A 15,345-nucleotide genomic window follows, 5' to 3' on the forward strand; every position below is an offset into this window, starting at 1 on the left:
CGCCCCAGTCCACACCCTGCTGCCGGGGATGGCCAGACCCGCAGGGACCACCCGCCGCGCACGGCCGGGCCGTGCGTGCTCCCGCCGGTGCCCCCCCTCGTTGGGGGGTCACCGGATGTCCCCGGCACGCGTGGGAACGGGGTCGGCGGTGCGGGGCGCCAGGCCCACGACCGCGTCCGCGGTGCGTCGCGCCCGGCGGCGCGGGCCGAGCAGCACGGTCCCCCAGAGGGCGACCGCCGCCGCGCCCAGGAGACCGGCGAGCAGCCGCAGCCCGGCCCGGGCCGGGGCCGTGGACACCAGCGCCGCGTGCGTCCTGCCGGGGGTCTCGCCCACGGTCCACGGGGTCCGCGAGGTGACGTCCGGGACTCCGGCGCGGTGCACCACGACGGTGATCGTCGTGCTGCCGGTGGCCGCGTCGAGCGCCGGGGAGGTCCAGTGGCCGTCCTCGAGCGCGGTGGCCGGGACCGGGGTCGACGTACCGGTGCCGACGTCGACGCCGAGGATCGGCGCGGGCGCGGGCCGGCGGCTGTCGAACACGTCGACGACGGCCACGTTGCGGCCGGGACGGTTGGGTCGCAGGCTCACCGACTGATGGTCTGGCACGTCCGGCACCGGCAGAGCGCGATGGACGCGCTGGCCGCGGTGGTGGACCGCGAGCGGGTGCGCACGCAGATGCGCGAGCGGCTCAGCCGGATCACCTCGCACGAGATGCGCACCCCGCTGACGATCGCGATCGGGTTCACCGACCACCTGCTGGTCGGGGAGTCCGACCCCGGCCGCCGGGAGGACCTGGAGGTGGTCCGCGACGAGCTGGGCCGGCTGACCCGGGGGAGCGAGCGGCTGCTGCGGATGATGCACCTGCAGGACCAGACCGACACCGCGGTGCACGACCTGGACTCGCTGCTGCGCCAGACCACCAACCGGTGGTCCACGGTCACCGACCGGAGCTGGACGGTCCAGGCGTCCGCGGGGCTGCTGCGCTGCTCGGAGGAGCGGCTGCGGGCCTGCCTGGACACGCTGATCGAGAACGCGGTGCGCTACACCGAGCCCGGTGACCGGATCCGGGTCGTCGGGATCCGCACGGGCGACGAGGTGCTGGTCGGCGTCGCGGACTCCGGACCGGGGCTGCACCCCCGCATCGCCGGCTGGATCAACCGCGGCGAGGCCGCGCCGGGGGAGCCGGAGGCCAGCGTGGCCGACGCGCGCTCGCAGACCGGGCTGGGGCTGGGGCTGGTCCACGAGGTCGCGAAGTCGCGCGGCGGCCGGGTCGTGGCGGGCCGCTCGGCCGAGGGCGGTGCGCTGCTGCTGGTGGTGCTCGACGCGGAGCACGAGCCGGCCGCGGAGGCCGCCGGCGCGGTCCGGGTCCCGGCGGGACCCGAGCCCGTCCCGCTGGTCGCCGGCCGGCCGCTCGCGGGCGCGGGTCCGCGCATCGGGCTGCGCCGGACAGTAGGGTCGTGACCGCTGGTCTTCCCCACGGCCGCGTCCTGAGAGAATGCGTCGTTCAGCACCGTCCGAACGAACGAGCGTGCGGCACACCGCCGCGACGGACTCCGAGGGAGCCCCCACCGTGTACTTGAAGAGCCTGACGCTTCGCGGGTTCAAGTCGTTCGCGTCCGCGACGACCCTCCAGCTCGAGCCGGGGATCACCTGCATCGTCGGCCCCAACGGCTCCGGCAAGTCCAACGTCGTGGACGCGCTCGCCTGGGTGATGGGTGAGCAGGGCGCCAAGACGCTGCGCGGCGGCAAGATGGAGGACGTCATCTTCGCCGGCACCTCCGGCCGCCCGCCCCTGGGCCGCGCCGAGGTCGCCCTGACCATCGACAACAGCGACGGTGCCCTGCCGATCGAGTACGCCGAGGTCACGATCAGCCGCACGATGTTCCGCAACGGCGGCTCGGAGTACGCCATCAACGGCTCGTCCTGCCGGCTGCTCGACGTCCAGGAGCTGCTCTCGGACTCCGGCATCGGCCGCGAGATGCACGTGATCGTCGGGCAGGGCCAGCTCGACTCGATCCTGCACGCCACCCCCGAGGACCGCCGCGGCTTCATCGAGGAGGCCGCCGGGGTGCTCAAGCACCGCAAGCGCAAGGAGAAGGCGCTCCGCAAGCTCGACAGCACCGAGGGCAACCTGACCCGCCTGCAGGACCTGCTCAGCGAGATCCGCCGCCAGCTCAAGCCGCTGGGCCGCCAGGCCGAGGTGGCCCGCCGGGCCGCCGTCGTGCAGGCCGACGCCCGGGACGCGCGGGCCCGGCTGCTCGCCGACGACCTGGTCGCCGCCCGGACGGCGCTGGAGCAGGAGCTCGCCGACGAGACGGTGCTCCTGGAGCGGCGCGCCGAGGTCGAGGCCGCTGTCGCGCGGGCCCGCGAGGCGGAGGCCGACCTGGAGGCCGCGCTCCGCGAGGACCTGCCCGCGCTGGCGGCCGCCCAGGAGACCTGGTTCGCGCTGTCCGGGCTGCGGGAGCGGCTCAAGGGCACCGCGGGCCTCGCGGCCGAGCGCGTCCGCAACGCCCGCGACAGCTCCGAGCCGTCGTCCCAGACCGGGCGCGACCCGGAGCAGCTGGAGGCCGAGTCCGAGCGGGTCCGCGCCCAGGAGCGCGAGATCGTCGCCGAGGTCGACCGCAACCGTACGGCGCTCGAGACCGCCCTCGCCTCCCGCCAGCAGGCCGAGCAGGCGCACGCCGAGGAGGACCGCCGGGTCGCCGGGCTGCTGCGCGCCGCCGCGGACCGCCGCGAGGGCCTGGCCCGCCTGCACGGGCAGGTCAACGCCCTGAAGAGCCGGGCCTCGGCCGCCGACGAGGAGGTCGGCCGGCTCGCCGCCACCCGCGAGGAGGCGGTCGCCCGCGCCGAGCGGGCGCAGCGCGACTTCACCTCCCTGGAGTCCCGGATCGCCGGCCTGGACGCCGGCGAGGAGGGCCTGGACGCCGAGCACGAGGGCGCGTCCTCCGCGCTCGGCGACATCGAGGAACGGCTCGCCAAGACCCGCGACGAGGCGCAGGCCGCCGAGCGGGGGCGCACCGGCCTAGCCGCGCGCAAGGAGGCGCTCGAGCTCGGGCTGAACCGCAAGGACGGCGCCGGCGCGCTGCTGGCCGCCAGCGACTCGGTGTCCGGCCTGCTCGGCTCGGTCGCGGCGCTGCTCACCGTGCTCCCCGGCTACGAGGCCGCGGTCGCCGGTGCGCTGGGCAGCGCGGCCGACGCGGTCGCCGTCGAGCACGCGGACGCCGCCGTGCACGCCATCGAGCACCTGAAGGCCGAGGACCTCGGCCGTGCCGGGATCGTCCTGGGCCACGGCACCGTCGACGAGGCCTCCTGGCCCGGCCTGTCCGGGGACGTGAGCTACGCCGTCGACGTGGTCGAGTGCCCCGAGGTGCTCCGCCCCGCCCTGTCCCGCCTGCTGTTCAAGGTCGCCGTCGTCGACGACCTCGACGCCGCCCGCCGGCTGGTCGCCGACCTGCCCGACGTCACCGCCGTGACCCGCGACGGCGACCTGCTCGGCGCGCACTTCGCGTCGGGTGGCTCGTCCTCGCAGCCGAGCCTGATCGAGGTGCAGGCCGCGGTCGACGAGGCCACCCACCAGCTCGACGAGGCCACCCACGCGTGCGAGCGGCTCGGCTTCGACCTCGCGCGGCTCGAGGAGGAGCGGGTCCAGGCCCAGCACCGCGTCGACGTCGCGTTGGCCAAGCTGCACGAGTCCGACGCGACGCTGGCCGCGGTGGCCGAGGAGCTCGGCCAGTTCGGCTCGCTGGCCCGCGCCGCGAAGGGCGAGGCCGAGCGGGTCTCCGCTGCCATCGCCCGCGCCCAGGAGTCACGCGACAAGGACCTCGCCGGGCTCGCCGAGCTCGAGCAGCGCCTGGCCTCCGCCGAGGACGCCACCGACGAGGAGCCCGACACCGGCCTGCGCGAGCAGCTCGCCGAGCAGGCCCGCGGCAGCCGCCAGGCCGAGATGGACGCCCGGCTGGCCCTGCGGACCGCCGAGGAGCGGGCCCGCGCGCTCAGCGGCCGCGCCGACTCGCTGCTCAAGGCCGCCCGCACCGAGCGCGAGGCGCGGGCCCGTGCCGCCGCCCGCCGCGAGCGGCTGGTCCGCGAGGGCCGGGTCGCCGAGGCGGTCGCCCGGGGCGTGAGCGTCGCGCTGCAGCGGCTCGAGGTGTCCGTGGCGGCCGCCGCCGAGGACCGGTCCGCCGTCGAGCGGGCCCGCCGCGGCCGCGAGGAGGACCTGATGGCGGTCCGCACCCGGCTGCGCGACCTCGGCAAGGAGCACGACGAGCTGGTCAACACCGTGCACCGCGACGAGGTGGCCCGCACCCAGCAGCGGATGCGCATCGAGCAGCTCGAGGAGCGCACGCTGGAGGAGCTCGGCGTCGACGTCGACTCTCTGGTGGCCGAGTACGGCCCGCAGAACCTCGTCCCGCCCGTGCAGACCCCCGAGCAGGTCGCGGCCCAGGAGGCCGACGAGGACGCCGTACCCCCGGAGCCGGTGCCCTACGTCCGCGAGGAGCAGCAGAAGCGGCTGCGCTCCGCCGAGCGCGCCCTGTCGACGCTGGGCAAGGTCAACCCGCTCGCGCTCGAGGAGTTCACCGCGCTGGAGGAGCGCCACCAGTTCCTCGGCGAGCAGCTCGAGGACCTGCGCAAGACCCGCCGCGACCTGCTCGACATCGTCCGCGAGGTCGACGAGCGCGTCGAGCAGGTCTTCACCGAGGCCTGGAACGACGTCAACGCCGCCTTCGACGGCGTCTTCAAGCGGCTGTTCCCCGGGGGGAGAGGGCCGCCTGGTGCTGACCGACCCCTCCAACATGCTCACCACCGGCATCGAGGTCGAGGCCCGCCCGCCCGGCAAGAAGGTCAAGCGGCTCTCGCTGCTGTCCGGCGGCGAGCGGTCCCTGGTCGCGGTCGCGTTCCTGGTCTCGCTGTTCAAGGCCCGGCCCTCGCCGTTCTACATCCTCGACGAGGTGGAGGCGGCGCTGGACGACACCAACCTGGGGCGCCTGCTGCAGATCTACGAGGAGCTGCGCGAGACCAGCCAGCTGCTGGTGATCACCCACCAGAAGCGGACCATGGAGGTCGGCGACGCGCTCTACGGCGTCACGATGCGCGGCGACGGCGTCTCCGCGGTGATCAGCCAGCGGCTCCGCGAGGCCGAGCCCGCATGAGCGAGCGCGCACCCCGCCCGTGCCGGGGCGACTACGTGGTCTGGCGCCGGGCCACCACCCGCTGGGCCGACGACGACGCCTACGGGCACATGAACAACGCGACGTACTACGAGCTGTTCGACACCGCCGTGAACGCCCACCTGTTCGAGGCCACCGGGATCAACGTCCGGACGCTGCCCTCGATCGGCGTGGTGGCGGAGACCTCGTGCCGCTACTTCCGGGAGATCGGCTTCCCGGAGCCCGTCGACATGGGCCTGGCCGTCGAGCGGGTCGGCACCTCGTCGGTGATCTACCGGATCGGGCTGTTCCAGGGAGGGTCCGACGAGGCAGCGGCCGAGGGCCGGTTCGTGCACGTGTACGTCGACAACGCGAACGGCCCCGGCGACCGGCCGGTCCGCCCCCTGCCCGACGAGATCCGCGCGGTCGTGACCGCGCTGGCCACGACCGCCTGACAGGTTTGCGGACGGTCGTCCCGGGCACGTGGGCAACGACACGTCCGCGGCCTTGCGGGCGCGTGGGACGATGGGTGAGTGCCTGACCGGGCACCCGCACACGCAATTTCGGGAGCTGTTCCGCCTTGACCTGGATCCTCGTCGCGATGCTCGGCATCATCCTGCTCGCCGTGCTGGTGGTGCTGTACGTCGCCTACCCGCACCGGGGCGAGGACGTCCCGAACGCCCCCTGGGTCGGCGAGGCGATGCGCAAGGGCGTCAACCTGCTGCCGACGCTGGACAACCAGTCCGACGAGCAGAAGTACGACACCCGGCCGCGGGAGAAGCAGCACCACTGACCGCGCTCGCTCGATGCCCGGTCGAGCCGGGCCGTGTGATGGGATATCCGCGTGGCTGACTACATCTACCTGATCATCGGCATCGCCGTCCTGCTCGTCGGCGGGCTCGTCGGCCTGGTGACCTCCACCGTCCGGCGCCGGGGCCGTACGTCGACCCCGCCGGCGCCCGGCACCACGACCGCCGAGCCGCGGGTCGGCGACGACGCCGAGACCCCGCGGGACACCCCGACGCGGACCGTCGAGGACGCCGACCTGCCGACCGGACCGGTCGACACCCTCGAGCCGGCTCCCGTCCTGGAGACCCCGGAGTCGACGGCCGGCCGTCTGGTCCGGCTGCGTCAGCGGCTCGCCCGCTCGCAGAGCCCGCTCGGCCGGGGCCTGCTGGCCCTGCTCTCCCGCGACGTCATCGACGAGGACACGTGGGAGGAGATCGAGGACCTGCTGATCACCGCCGACGTGGGGGTCGCCCCCACCCAGGAGCTCGTCGCCCGGTTGCGCACCCGGGTCAAGGTCGAGGGCGTGTCGTCGGCCTCCGTGCAGGACATCCTGCGCGAGGAGCTGGTCACCCTGGTCGACCCGAGCCTGGACCGGTCGCTGGCCGTGGACCGCAAGGACGGCAAGCCCGCCGTGGTGCTGGTGGTCGGCGTCAACGGCACCGGCAAGACGACCACGGTCGGCAAGCTGGCCCGGGTCCTGGTCGCCGAGGACAAGCAGGTGGTGCTCGGCGCGGCCGACACGTTCCGCGCCGCCGCCGCCGAGCAGCTCGCGACCTGGGGCGAGCGGGTCGGCGTGCCCGCCGTCCGCGGTCCCGAGGGCAGCGACCCCGCCAGCGTGGCGTTCGAGGCGGTCCGCACCGGCATCGAGCAGGAGGCCGACGTGGTCCTGGTGGACACCGCCGGCCGGCTGCAGAACAAGGCCGGTCTGATGGACGAGCTCGGCAAGGTCAAGCGGGTCATCGAGAAGCAGGCCACCGTCACCGAGGTGCTGCTGGTGCTCGACGCCACCACCGGCCAGAACGGCCTGCAGCAGGCCCGGGTCTTCCGCGAGGCGGTCGACGTGACCGGCATCGTGCTCACCAAGCTCGACGGCTCAGCCAAGGGCGGCATCGTGGTGGCCGTGCAGCGTGAGCTCGGCGTCCCGGTGAAGCTGGTGGGTCTCGGTGAGGGCGCCGACGACCTCGCCCCGTTCGACCCGGCGGCCTTCGTGGACGCCCTGATGGGCGTCACCGCCTCCTGAGCGTGCCGCTCAGCGGATCTCGATGCCGCGCAGCGTGAACTCGACCAGGAGGTCGGCCTCGTCGACCGTCGGCATCGGCCGGTGGGTGATCGCGCGGATCGCCAGGAGGCCTCCCAGCCACTGGACCGCGCTGTCCACGTCGATGTCGGGACGCACCTCGCCGCGGGCGATCGCCCGCTCGAACGTCGCCCGGGACTCCAGCTCGCGACGCTCGGTCGAGGAGCGGTAGAGCGCCGCGATCCGCCCGTCGCGGACCGACTCGGCGATCGAGGTGCGCAGGAAGGCCGCGCCCTCGGGGGTGTTCACGAAGGTGAGCACAGAGCGGTAGCTCGCGGCCAGGTCGGTGCGGATCGAGCCGGTGTCCGGCTCGGGCATCTCCGCGGAGTAGAGCGTCTCCATCGCGGCGACCGCGAGGTCCTCCTTGGAGGGCCAGCGCCGGTAGACCGTGGCCTTGCCGACGCCGGCCCGCGCCGCGACGTCGTCGACGGTGGTCCGGTCGAAGCCGCGCTGGAGCAGCAGCTCGGCGGCGGCGCGGGTGATCCGGTCGTCGGTGCCGGGGTCCCGCGGGCGCCCGCGTCCGCGCCGTACCTGGGTGGAAGCTGTGGTGGTCATGCCGGGGAGGATAGTCGCTTTTTCGATACCCGACAAAGGATCGCGTATGGATATTTACGGCTTGCCCCCGGTCTGCGTCATGTGCTCGTAACACCCGACCGGCAACCGTCACCTCACCGCAACATGCGTCGCCGCGGGTTGAAACCTGCGCCCACCAGAGTCTGGGGCACCGGGGTGGTGCCGGTCCGACAGCGAGGTCGAGGCCCCTGACCACCTGCTCCCCGCAAACCTTCAAGAGGTTAGAGACATGGATACTGGCGATACCGCTTGGGTGTTGACCTCCGCGGCGTTGGTGCTGCTGATGACGCCCGGACTCGCGCTCTTCTACGGCGGCATGGTCCGCGCCAAGAGCGTCCTGAACATGATGATGATGAGCTTCGGGGCGCTGGCCCTGATCGGCGTGCTGTGGGTGCTCTACGGGTACTCCCTCGCCTTCGGGGACGACGTGGTCGGCGGTCTCTTCGGAAACCCCTTCGACTACTTCGGTCTCGAGGGGCTGATGAGCGACAAGTCGCTCGTCGCGACGATCCCGAGCCTGGCGTTCGTCGGGTTCCAGGCCGTCTTCGCCATCATCACCGTGGCCCTCATCTCCGGCGCGATCGCCGATCGCGCCCGCTTCGGCCCCTGGCTGGTGTTCGCCGGCATCTGGGCCACGATCGTCTACTTCCCGGTCGCCCACTGGGTGTTCGCGTTCGACGACACCACCGGCCCCGGCTTCACGGGTGGCTGGGTCGCGAACAAGCTCGGCGCGATCGACTTCGCCGGCGGCACGGCGGTGCACATCAACGCCGGTGCGGCGGGCCTCGCGCTGGCCCTGGTGCTCGGCAAGCGCGTCGGCTGGAAGCGGGACCCCATGCGGCCGCACAACCTGCCGCTGGTGATGATCGGCGCCGGACTGCTCTGGTTCGGCTGGTTCGGCTTCAACGCCGGCTCCGCGCTGGGCGCCAACACGCTCGCCTCGGTGGCCTGGATCAACACGATGGGCGCCACCGCGGCGGCCGCCCTCGGCTGGCTGCTGATCGAGAAGCTCCGCGACGGTCACGCGACCTCGCTGGGTGCCGCCTCCGGCGTGGTGGCCGGACTGGTCGCCATCACGCCCTCGTGCTCGTCGGTCAACCCGGTCGGCGCGCTGATCCTCGGCTTCCTCGCCGGCATCCTGTGCGCCCTGGCCGTCGGCCTGAAGTTCCGCTTCGGCTTCGACGACTCGCTCGACGTGGTCGGCGTGCACCTGGTCGGCGGGCTCTGGGGCACCCTCGCGGTGGGGCTGCTGGCCACGGCCAGCGCGCCGGCCGGCGTGGACGGGCTGCTCTTCGGTGGTGGCCTCGGCCAGCTCGGGAAGCAGGCCGTGGGCGCGTTCTCGGTGCTGATCTTCTCCTTCGTGGTCACCTACGTGCTGGGCCTGCTGATCCAGAAGACCATCGGCTTCCGTCTGGACGAGGAGAGCGAGGTCGAGGGCATCGACGGGGTCGAGCACGCCGAGTCGGCGTACGACTTCGCCACCTCGGGCGGCGGTGGCCGCAGCCTCACGGGTGGTCACGTCACTCCCAGCACGCAGGCTGACGCCGAGGCCAGGGGCGTGAACGCATGAAGCTCGTGACCGCGGTGATCAAGCCGCACAAGTGGGAAGAGGTCCGCGAGGCCCTGGAGACCTTCGGAGTGACCGGCATGACGGTCAGCGAGGTCAGCGGCTACGGCCGGCAGAAGGGGCACACCGAGGTCTACCGCGGCGCGGAGTACGACATCGCGCTGGTGCCCAAGATCCGGATCGAGATCGTCGTGGAGTCCGCGGACGCCGACGACGTGGTCGGGATCATCGTCAAGACCGCTCAGACCGGCCGGATCGGCGACGGCAAGGTCTGGGTCCAGCCGGTCGACGCGGTGGTGCGGGTCCGCACGGGGGACCGGGACGAGGCGGCGCTCTGACACCTGCTCCGGAGCACGTCTGAGCCAGGCGGGGACCGCGGCGGCCGACAGGTCACCCCGGTTCCCGCCTGGTTGCATATCCCTGCGATGTAATGACAGCCGGGCAACCGGTGCAGAGAGGCGAGAGATGAAGCTGGTCACCGCGGTCGTGAAACCGCACAAGTGGGAGGACGTCCGCTCCGCCCTGGAGATGGTCGGCATCACCGGCATGACCGTCAGCGAGGTCAGCGGCTACGGCCGGCAGAAGGGCCACACCGAGGTCTACCGCGGCGCGGAGTACGACATCTCGCTGGTGCCCAAGATCCGCATCGAGATCGTCGTGGACGACCCGGAGGCCGACGCGGTCGTGCAGGCGATCGTGACCACCGCCCGGACCGGCAAGATCGGGGACGGCAAGGTCTGGGTCCAGCCCGTCGAGAGCGTCGTGCGCGTCCGCACCGGCGACGCCGACGAGGCAGCGCTCTGATCCGGTGACCCAGGCCGAACGGCGCACCCGCACCACGGAGGCCGACGCGCTCTGCGCCTCGGCCCTGGAGAAGGCTCTGGACGGGGCCGACGACACCGGGGTGGCGCTGGTCGCCGTGGGGGGGCTACGGCCGCTCGGAGCTGGCTCCGCACAGCGACCTCGACGTGGTGCTGGTGCACGCCGACGAGGTCGACGTACGCCGGGTGGCGACCGAGGTCTGGTACCCGCTGTGGGACGCCGGCGCGAACATCGACCACTCCGTGCGTGCGCTCTCCGAGGTCACCGGCACCGCCCGCGACGACCCGCGGGTCGCGCTCGGCCTGCTCGACGCGCGGCACCTGGCCGGCGACCCCTCGCTGACCCTGCGGCTGCGCGCCGACCTGCTCGCGCACTGGCGGCGGGACGCCCGCAGCCAGCTCCCCGCCCTGCGGGCCCTGGTCACCAAGCGGGGCGAGCGGATGGGGGAGCTCGGCCACGCGTCGGTGCCCGACCTGAAGGAGTCCGTGGGCGGCCTGCGGGACGCGACCGTGCTCAAGGCGCTCGTCGCCACCTGGCTGGTGGACGTCTCGCACGCCGACCTCGAGCCCGCCCGGCTGCAGCTGCTCGACATCCGCGACGTGCTGCACGACGTGGTCGGTCGCTCCGGGGACCGGATCGCCCCCGAGACGTGGCCGGACCTCGCCGTGGGGCTCGGCCTGCCCGACGCCGAGACCGCCCAGCGGCAGGTCCGCGCCCTGGGCCGCCGGATCACCCACCTCTCACGGCTCACCTGGCGCCGCGTCGACGCCGTGCTGGCCCGGCCGCCGGCCACCCAGCACCGGGCCCCGGAGCTGGAGCGGGTCGCCCCCGGGGTGGCCGTCTCGCGCGGCGAGGTGGTCCTCGACCGCGGCGTCCGGCCCGCCGAGGACCCGCTGCTGCTGCTCCGTGCCGCGGCCGAGGCGGCCGAGCGGCAGCTGGTCCTGGCCCCCTCGACCTCGGCCCGGCTGGCCCGCGAGGGCGTCCCGGTCCCAGAGCCCTGGAGCCGCGAGGCCCGCAACCTGTTCACCCGCCTGCTCGCCGCCGGGCCGGGGCTGCTCGCCGTCTGGGAGACCCTCGACGAGACCGACGCGCTGGGCCGGGTGCTGCCCGAGTGGGAGCGGGTGCGGCTGCTGCCGCACGCCTCGGTCGTGCACCGGTTCACCGTCGACCGGCACCTGGTCGAGACCTGCATCGAGGCCTCCCGGCTGATCCGCCGGGTCTCCCGGCCCGACGTGCTGATGGCCGCGGCGCTGCTGCACGACCTCGGCAAGGGCCAGCTCGTGGACCACTCGGTGGCGGGGGAGCCGCTCGCCGCGGCGGCCGCCGCCCGGATGGGGTTCGACGCCCGCGAGGTCGACCTGATCGGGGGGCTGGTGCGCTGGCACCTGCTGCTCGCCGACGTCTCGACCACCCGCGACCTCGAGGACCCCGCGACGGTGGCGCACGTCGTCGCGCGGATCCCCGACCTGGAGACCCTGGACCTGCTCGAGGTGCTCACCGAGGCGGACGCCCGGGCCACCTCCCCGAAGGCCTGGACGTCGTGGCGCGCGGGTCTCGTCGCCGACCTGGCGCGACGGGTCCGCCGCGAGCTCGACGCCACCACGACCGTCGTACCGGACCCCACGCCGCTCGACGTCGAGGTGTCGGCGGCGGTGCGTGCGGACCCGAGCCGGCTCGACGTCCGCCTGGTCGAGGAGCCCGACGGGTCCACGCTCACCGTGGTCTCGGGGGACCGGGTCGGCCTGATCGCCGACGTCGCGGGCGCCCTCGCGGTGATGCGCGCCTCGGTCCGCTCGGCGCGCGCCTGGACCCAGGACGACCTCGCGGTCTCGGTGTGGGACGTCGCCGACACCCACCTCGACCCGGCGATCCTGCGCCAGCGGCTCGACGCCGTCGTGCAGCGCCGCCAGGACCCGGCCGCCCGGCTCCGGCCGCCGCGGCAGGACGGCCTCGAGCCGTCGGTGGCGGTCCGGCACGACGCGTCCCACCAGTCCACCGTGATGGAGGTCCGGGTCGACGACCGACCCGGCGTGGTCTACCTCGTCTGTGCGGCGCTGGCCCGCCAGGACCTCTCGGTACGGTCGGCGCACCTCACCACGCTGGGCCCGCAGGCCGTCGACGTGTTCTACGTGCAGGAGCCGGGAGCCGGCGTGCTGAGCGACGAGCGGGCCGCCTCGGCGGTGCACGCGGTCCGGCGGGCGCTCCTGGACCCGGTTACCCTTGACGCTGACCGCGGCTGAGACCTACTGCGCCGTCGGCCGGACCCCACCGACTGGACTCAAGGACTGACCACCTGTGTTTACGACCCTCTCCGACCGTCTCGCCGCGACGTTCAAGAACCTGCGCGGCAAGGGACGGCTCTCTGAGGCGGACATCGACGCGACCGCGCGGGAGATCCGCATCGCGCTGCTCGAGGCGGACGTCGCGCTGCCCGTGGTCAAGAAGTTCGTCGCCGCGGTCAAGGAGCGCGCCCGCGGCGAGGAGGTCAGCGGTGCGCTGAACCCCGCCCAGCAGATCGTCAAGATCGTCAACGACGAGCTGGTCACGATCCTGGGCGGCGAGACCCGCCGGCTGCGCTACGCGAAGACCGCCCCGACCGTGCTGATGCTGGCCGGCCTGCAGGGCGCCGGCAAGACGACGCTGGCCGCCAAGCTCGCGCTGTGGCTCAAGGACCAGGGCAGCAGCCCGATGCTGGTCGCCGCCGACCTCCAGCGCCCCAACGCCGTCAACCAGCTCCAGATCAACGGCGAGCGGGTCGGCGTCAAGGTGTTCGCCCCGGAGCCGGGCAACGGGGTCGGCGACCCGGTCGCGGTCGCCCGCGCCGGTGTGGCGGAGGCCAGGCGCACCCTGCACGACGTGGTCATCGTCGACACCGCGGGACGCCTGGGTGTGGACGCCGAGATGATGCAGCAGGCCGCGGACATCCGCGACGCGGTGAGCCCCGACGAGATCCTCTTCGTGGTCGACGCGATGGTCGGCCAGGACGCGGTGAACACCGCCCAGGCCTTCCTCGACGGCGTCGGGTACGACGGCGTGGTGCTCACCAAGCTCGACGGTGACGCGCGAGGCGGTGCGGCGCTGTCGATCGCGTCCATCACCGGCAAGCCGGTGATGTTCGCGTCCAACGGCGAGAAGCCGACCGACTTCGACGTGTTCCACCCCGACCGGATGGCCGGCCGGATCCTCGACATGGGCGACATGCTCACCCTGATCGAGCAGGCCGAGAAGTCCTTCGACGCCGACCAGGCGGCGAAGGCGGCCGCCAAGCTCACCGGCCAGGGCGGCGACTTCACCCTCGACGACTTCCTGCAGCAGATGCAGCAGCTGCGCAAGATGGGCTCGCTGTCGAAGATCATGGGGATGCTCCCGGGGATGGGGCAGTTCCGCGAGCAGCTCGAGAACTTCGACGAGCGCGAGATCGACCGGATCCAGGCGATCATCCAGTCGATGACGCCGTCCGAGCGCGACAACCCCAAGATCATCGACGGGTCCCGCCGGGCGCGGATCTCCCGCGGCTCGGGCACCCAGGTCTCGGAGGTGAACGGTCTGGTCGACCGGTTCTTCGAGGCCCGCAAGATGATGATGTCGATGGCCAAGGGCGGCGGGATCCCCGGCATGCCGGGGATGCCCGGGATGCCGGGGGCGCACGGCGGCAAGCGGGCCAAGGGCAAGCAGGTGGCCGCCAAGAAGGCCAAGTCCAAGCGCGGCTCGGGCAACCCCGCGAAGCGGGCGGCGGAGAAGTCCGGGACCCAGAAGCCGGCCGCCGACGGTGCCGCGCCGAACCCCTTCGGACTGCCCGCCGGCGCCGAGGAGGACTTCGACCCCTCGACGCTGAACCTTCCCGCCGACCTCTCCAAGTACCTCAAGTAGCCCTCGCCTCCCGGGGAGCAGTGGGTAGGGTCCCTGGGCATGAGCGCTCTGAGGGTCCGCGGTCCCGTGCTCCCCGACGGGGAGGTGCGCGACCTGTACGTCGTCGACGGCCTGGTCACCTACGAGCCGGTGGCGTCCGCCGAGCTCGTCGCCGAGGGCTGGGTGGTCCCCGGCCTGGTGGACGCGCACTGTCACGTGGGCCTCGACGAGAACGGCGCCGTGCCCGAGGACGTCCAGGAGAAGCAGGCGGTCGCCGACCGGGACTCCGGCGCCCTGCTGCTGCGCGACTGCGGGTCGGCCGCGGACACCTCGTGGATCCACGGGCGCGACGACCTGCCGCGGCTGATCCGGGCCGGCCGGCACATCGCCCGCCCCCGCCGCTACATCCGCAACTACGCCCACGAGGTCGAGCCCGAGGACCTCGCGACGTACGTCGACCGCGAGGCGCAGCGCGGGGACGGCTGGGTCAAGCTCGTCGGTGACTGGATCGAGCGCGACGCCGGCGACCTCGCCCCGTCCTGGACCCGTGACTCCCTGGAGGCGGCCATGAAGGCCGCGCACGCCCGGGGTGCCCGGGTCACCGCGCACGTCTTCGGGGAGGACGCACTGCCCGACCTCATCGGCGCCGGGATCGACTGCATCGAGCACGGCACCGGCCTGTCGGCGGACCTGATCGACACGATGGTGCGCAACGGCGTCGCCCTCGTGCCCACCGTCAAGCAGCTCGGCAACTTCCCGGGGTACGCCGACGCCGGCCGCGAGAGGTTCCCCGCCTACGCCGACCACATGATGCGGCTCTTCGCGTCCCGTCGCGACGTGATCGGGGCGGCGTACGACGCGGGGGTCGCGATCTACGCCGGCACCGACGCCGGGGGAGTGCTGCCGCACGGGCTGATCGGCCAGGAGGTCCTGGAGCTCACCACCTACGGCCTCACCCCGGAGGACGCCCTGGGCGCCGCCTCGTGGCGGGCCCGCGCGTGGCTCGGGCTGGACGGCACCCTCGCGGAGGGCACGGCCGCCGACTTCGTGGTGTTCGACCGCAACCCGCTCGAGGACCTGACGGTGCTGGCCAGCCCCCGCCGGATCGTGCTGCGCGGGACCGTCGTCGGCTGACCGGCCGCCGGTCCAGCCTCGATTGGCCCCGGACGCGGGCTTCCTGTACTGTTCTGCAGGCGGTCAACACGACCGCCGAACCGCCCTTCGGGGCTGGCCGACTCGCTTGCGAGCTCACGGACAGCTCATCAGAAGTGGTGGTCCGGATGGGTCTGGCCCCGGATTTGACGGGC

Annotated in this window: 12 protein-coding genes and 2 pseudogenes; 12 read left to right on the plus strand and 2 right to left on the minus strand. The window is 73.5% G+C overall.

The features are described 5' to 3' along the window. Positions 1 to 108: 108 nt before the first annotated feature. Positions 109 to 585: a hypothetical protein gene (locus KRR39_RS04355; protein WP_216940907.1), complete on the minus strand. Its 477-nt coding sequence runs from the start codon at positions 583 to 585 to the stop codon at positions 109 to 111. A gap of 6 nt (positions 586 to 591) precedes the next feature. Here KRR39_RS04355 and KRR39_RS04360 point away from each other — a divergent pair, with 6 nt between their 5' ends. The 6 genes and pseudogenes from KRR39_RS04360 to ftsY all read left to right on the plus strand — a co-directional run bounded on the left by KRR39_RS04360 (position 592) and on the right by ftsY (position 7,170). Next, positions 592 to 1,458, plus strand: coding sequence for a sensor histidine kinase (locus tag KRR39_RS04360; protein WP_216940908.1), 867 nt, complete (start codon positions 592 to 594; stop codon positions 1,456 to 1,458). A gap of 34 nt (positions 1,459 to 1,492) precedes the next feature. Next, positions 1,493 to 4,699: pseudogene (smc, locus tag KRR39_RS04365) on the plus strand (chromosome segregation protein SMC); the annotation flags it as partial. A gap of 88 nt (positions 4,700 to 4,787) precedes the next feature. Further along, positions 4,788 to 5,144, plus strand: a complete 357-nt coding sequence (locus tag KRR39_RS26490) for an AAA family ATPase (RefSeq protein WP_436972070.1) — start codon at positions 4,788 to 4,790, stop codon at positions 5,142 to 5,144. Further along, positions 5,141 to 5,596, plus strand: a complete 456-nt coding sequence (locus KRR39_RS04370; RefSeq protein ID WP_216940909.1) for an acyl-CoA thioesterase — start codon at positions 5,141 to 5,143, stop codon at positions 5,594 to 5,596. The genes KRR39_RS26490 and KRR39_RS04370 overlap by 4 nt, the downstream gene beginning before the upstream one ends. Positions 5,597 to 5,721: 125 nt before the next feature. Then, entirely contained in the window at positions 5,722 to 5,934 is a 213-nt protein-coding gene (locus KRR39_RS04375) for a hypothetical protein (RefSeq protein ID WP_216940910.1), read from the plus strand. Between the two features lie 51 nt (positions 5,935 to 5,985). After that, the gene (gene ftsY, locus KRR39_RS04380) at positions 5,986 to 7,170 is read left to right on the plus strand and encodes a signal recognition particle-docking protein FtsY (RefSeq protein ID WP_216940911.1); all 1,185 of its coding nucleotides are present in this window, start codon (positions 5,986 to 5,988) and stop codon (positions 7,168 to 7,170) included. Between the two features lie 9 nt (positions 7,171 to 7,179). Here the strand turns inward: ftsY and KRR39_RS04385 are convergent, their stop codons facing one another. Further along, positions 7,180 to 7,782 (minus strand): TetR/AcrR family transcriptional regulator, encoded by a 603-nt coding sequence (locus KRR39_RS04385; protein WP_216940912.1) that lies wholly within the window; start codon positions 7,780 to 7,782, stop codon positions 7,180 to 7,182. A 247-nt stretch (positions 7,783 to 8,029) separates the two neighbouring features. On the opposite strand from KRR39_RS04385, the gene KRR39_RS04390 reads away from it, so the two are divergent. From KRR39_RS04390 to KRR39_RS04415, 6 genes and pseudogenes are all read left to right on the plus strand, one after another. Continuing rightward, positions 8,030 to 9,370: an ammonium transporter gene (locus KRR39_RS04390; RefSeq protein ID WP_216940913.1), complete on the plus strand. Its 1,341-nt coding sequence runs from the start codon at positions 8,030 to 8,032 to the stop codon at positions 9,368 to 9,370. Next, complete coding sequence (locus tag KRR39_RS04395; RefSeq protein WP_216940914.1) at positions 9,367 to 9,705, plus strand: P-II family nitrogen regulator; 339 nt, start codon at positions 9,367 to 9,369, stop codon at positions 9,703 to 9,705. The genes KRR39_RS04390 and KRR39_RS04395 overlap by 4 nt, the downstream gene beginning before the upstream one ends. A 127-nt stretch (positions 9,706 to 9,832) precedes the next feature. Continuing rightward, the gene (locus tag KRR39_RS04400) at positions 9,833 to 10,171 is read left to right on the plus strand and encodes a P-II family nitrogen regulator (protein WP_216940915.1); all 339 of its coding nucleotides are present in this window, start codon (positions 9,833 to 9,835) and stop codon (positions 10,169 to 10,171) included. 131 nt (positions 10,172 to 10,302) lie between these two features. Continuing rightward, a pseudogene (locus KRR39_RS04405) lies at positions 10,303 to 12,429 on the plus strand ([protein-PII] uridylyltransferase); the annotation flags it as partial. A 55-nt stretch (positions 12,430 to 12,484) separates the two neighbouring features. After that, positions 12,485 to 14,059: a signal recognition particle protein gene (gene ffh, locus KRR39_RS04410; protein WP_216940916.1), complete on the plus strand. Its 1,575-nt coding sequence runs from the start codon at positions 12,485 to 12,487 to the stop codon at positions 14,057 to 14,059. Between the two features lie 39 nt (positions 14,060 to 14,098). After that, the gene (locus KRR39_RS04415) at positions 14,099 to 15,172 is read left to right on the plus strand and encodes an amidohydrolase family protein (RefSeq protein WP_216940917.1); all 1,074 of its coding nucleotides are present in this window, start codon (positions 14,099 to 14,101) and stop codon (positions 15,170 to 15,172) included. Positions 15,173 to 15,345: the final 173 nt, after the last annotated feature.

This window comes from Nocardioides panacis (genome assembly GCF_019039255.1).
GTDB classification, from domain to species: domain Bacteria; phylum Actinomycetota; class Actinomycetes; order Propionibacteriales; family Nocardioidaceae; genus Nocardioides_B; species Nocardioides_B panacis.

Coding starts and splice junctions, on each gene's coding strand:
- KRR39_RS04360 (WP_216940908.1), top strand. CDS start 592: ATGGTCTGGCACGTCCGGCACCGGCAGAGCGCGATGGACGCGCTGGCC.
- KRR39_RS26490 (WP_436972070.1), top strand. CDS start 4,788: ATGCTCACCACCGGCATCGAGGTCGAGGCCCGCCCGCCCGGCAAGAAG.
- KRR39_RS04370 (WP_216940909.1), top strand. CDS start 5,141: ATGAGCGAGCGCGCACCCCGCCCGTGCCGGGGCGACTACGTGGTCTGG.
- KRR39_RS04385 (WP_216940912.1), bottom strand. CDS start 7,782: ATGACCACCACAGCTTCCACCCAGGTACGGCGCGGACGCGGGCGCCCG.
- KRR39_RS04390 (WP_216940913.1), top strand. CDS start 8,030: ATGGATACTGGCGATACCGCTTGGGTGTTGACCTCCGCGGCGTTGGTG.
- KRR39_RS04395 (WP_216940914.1), top strand. CDS start 9,367: ATGAAGCTCGTGACCGCGGTGATCAAGCCGCACAAGTGGGAAGAGGTC.
- KRR39_RS04400 (WP_216940915.1), top strand. CDS start 9,833: ATGAAGCTGGTCACCGCGGTCGTGAAACCGCACAAGTGGGAGGACGTC.
- KRR39_RS04415 (WP_216940917.1), top strand. CDS start 14,099: ATGAGCGCTCTGAGGGTCCGCGGTCCCGTGCTCCCCGACGGGGAGGTG.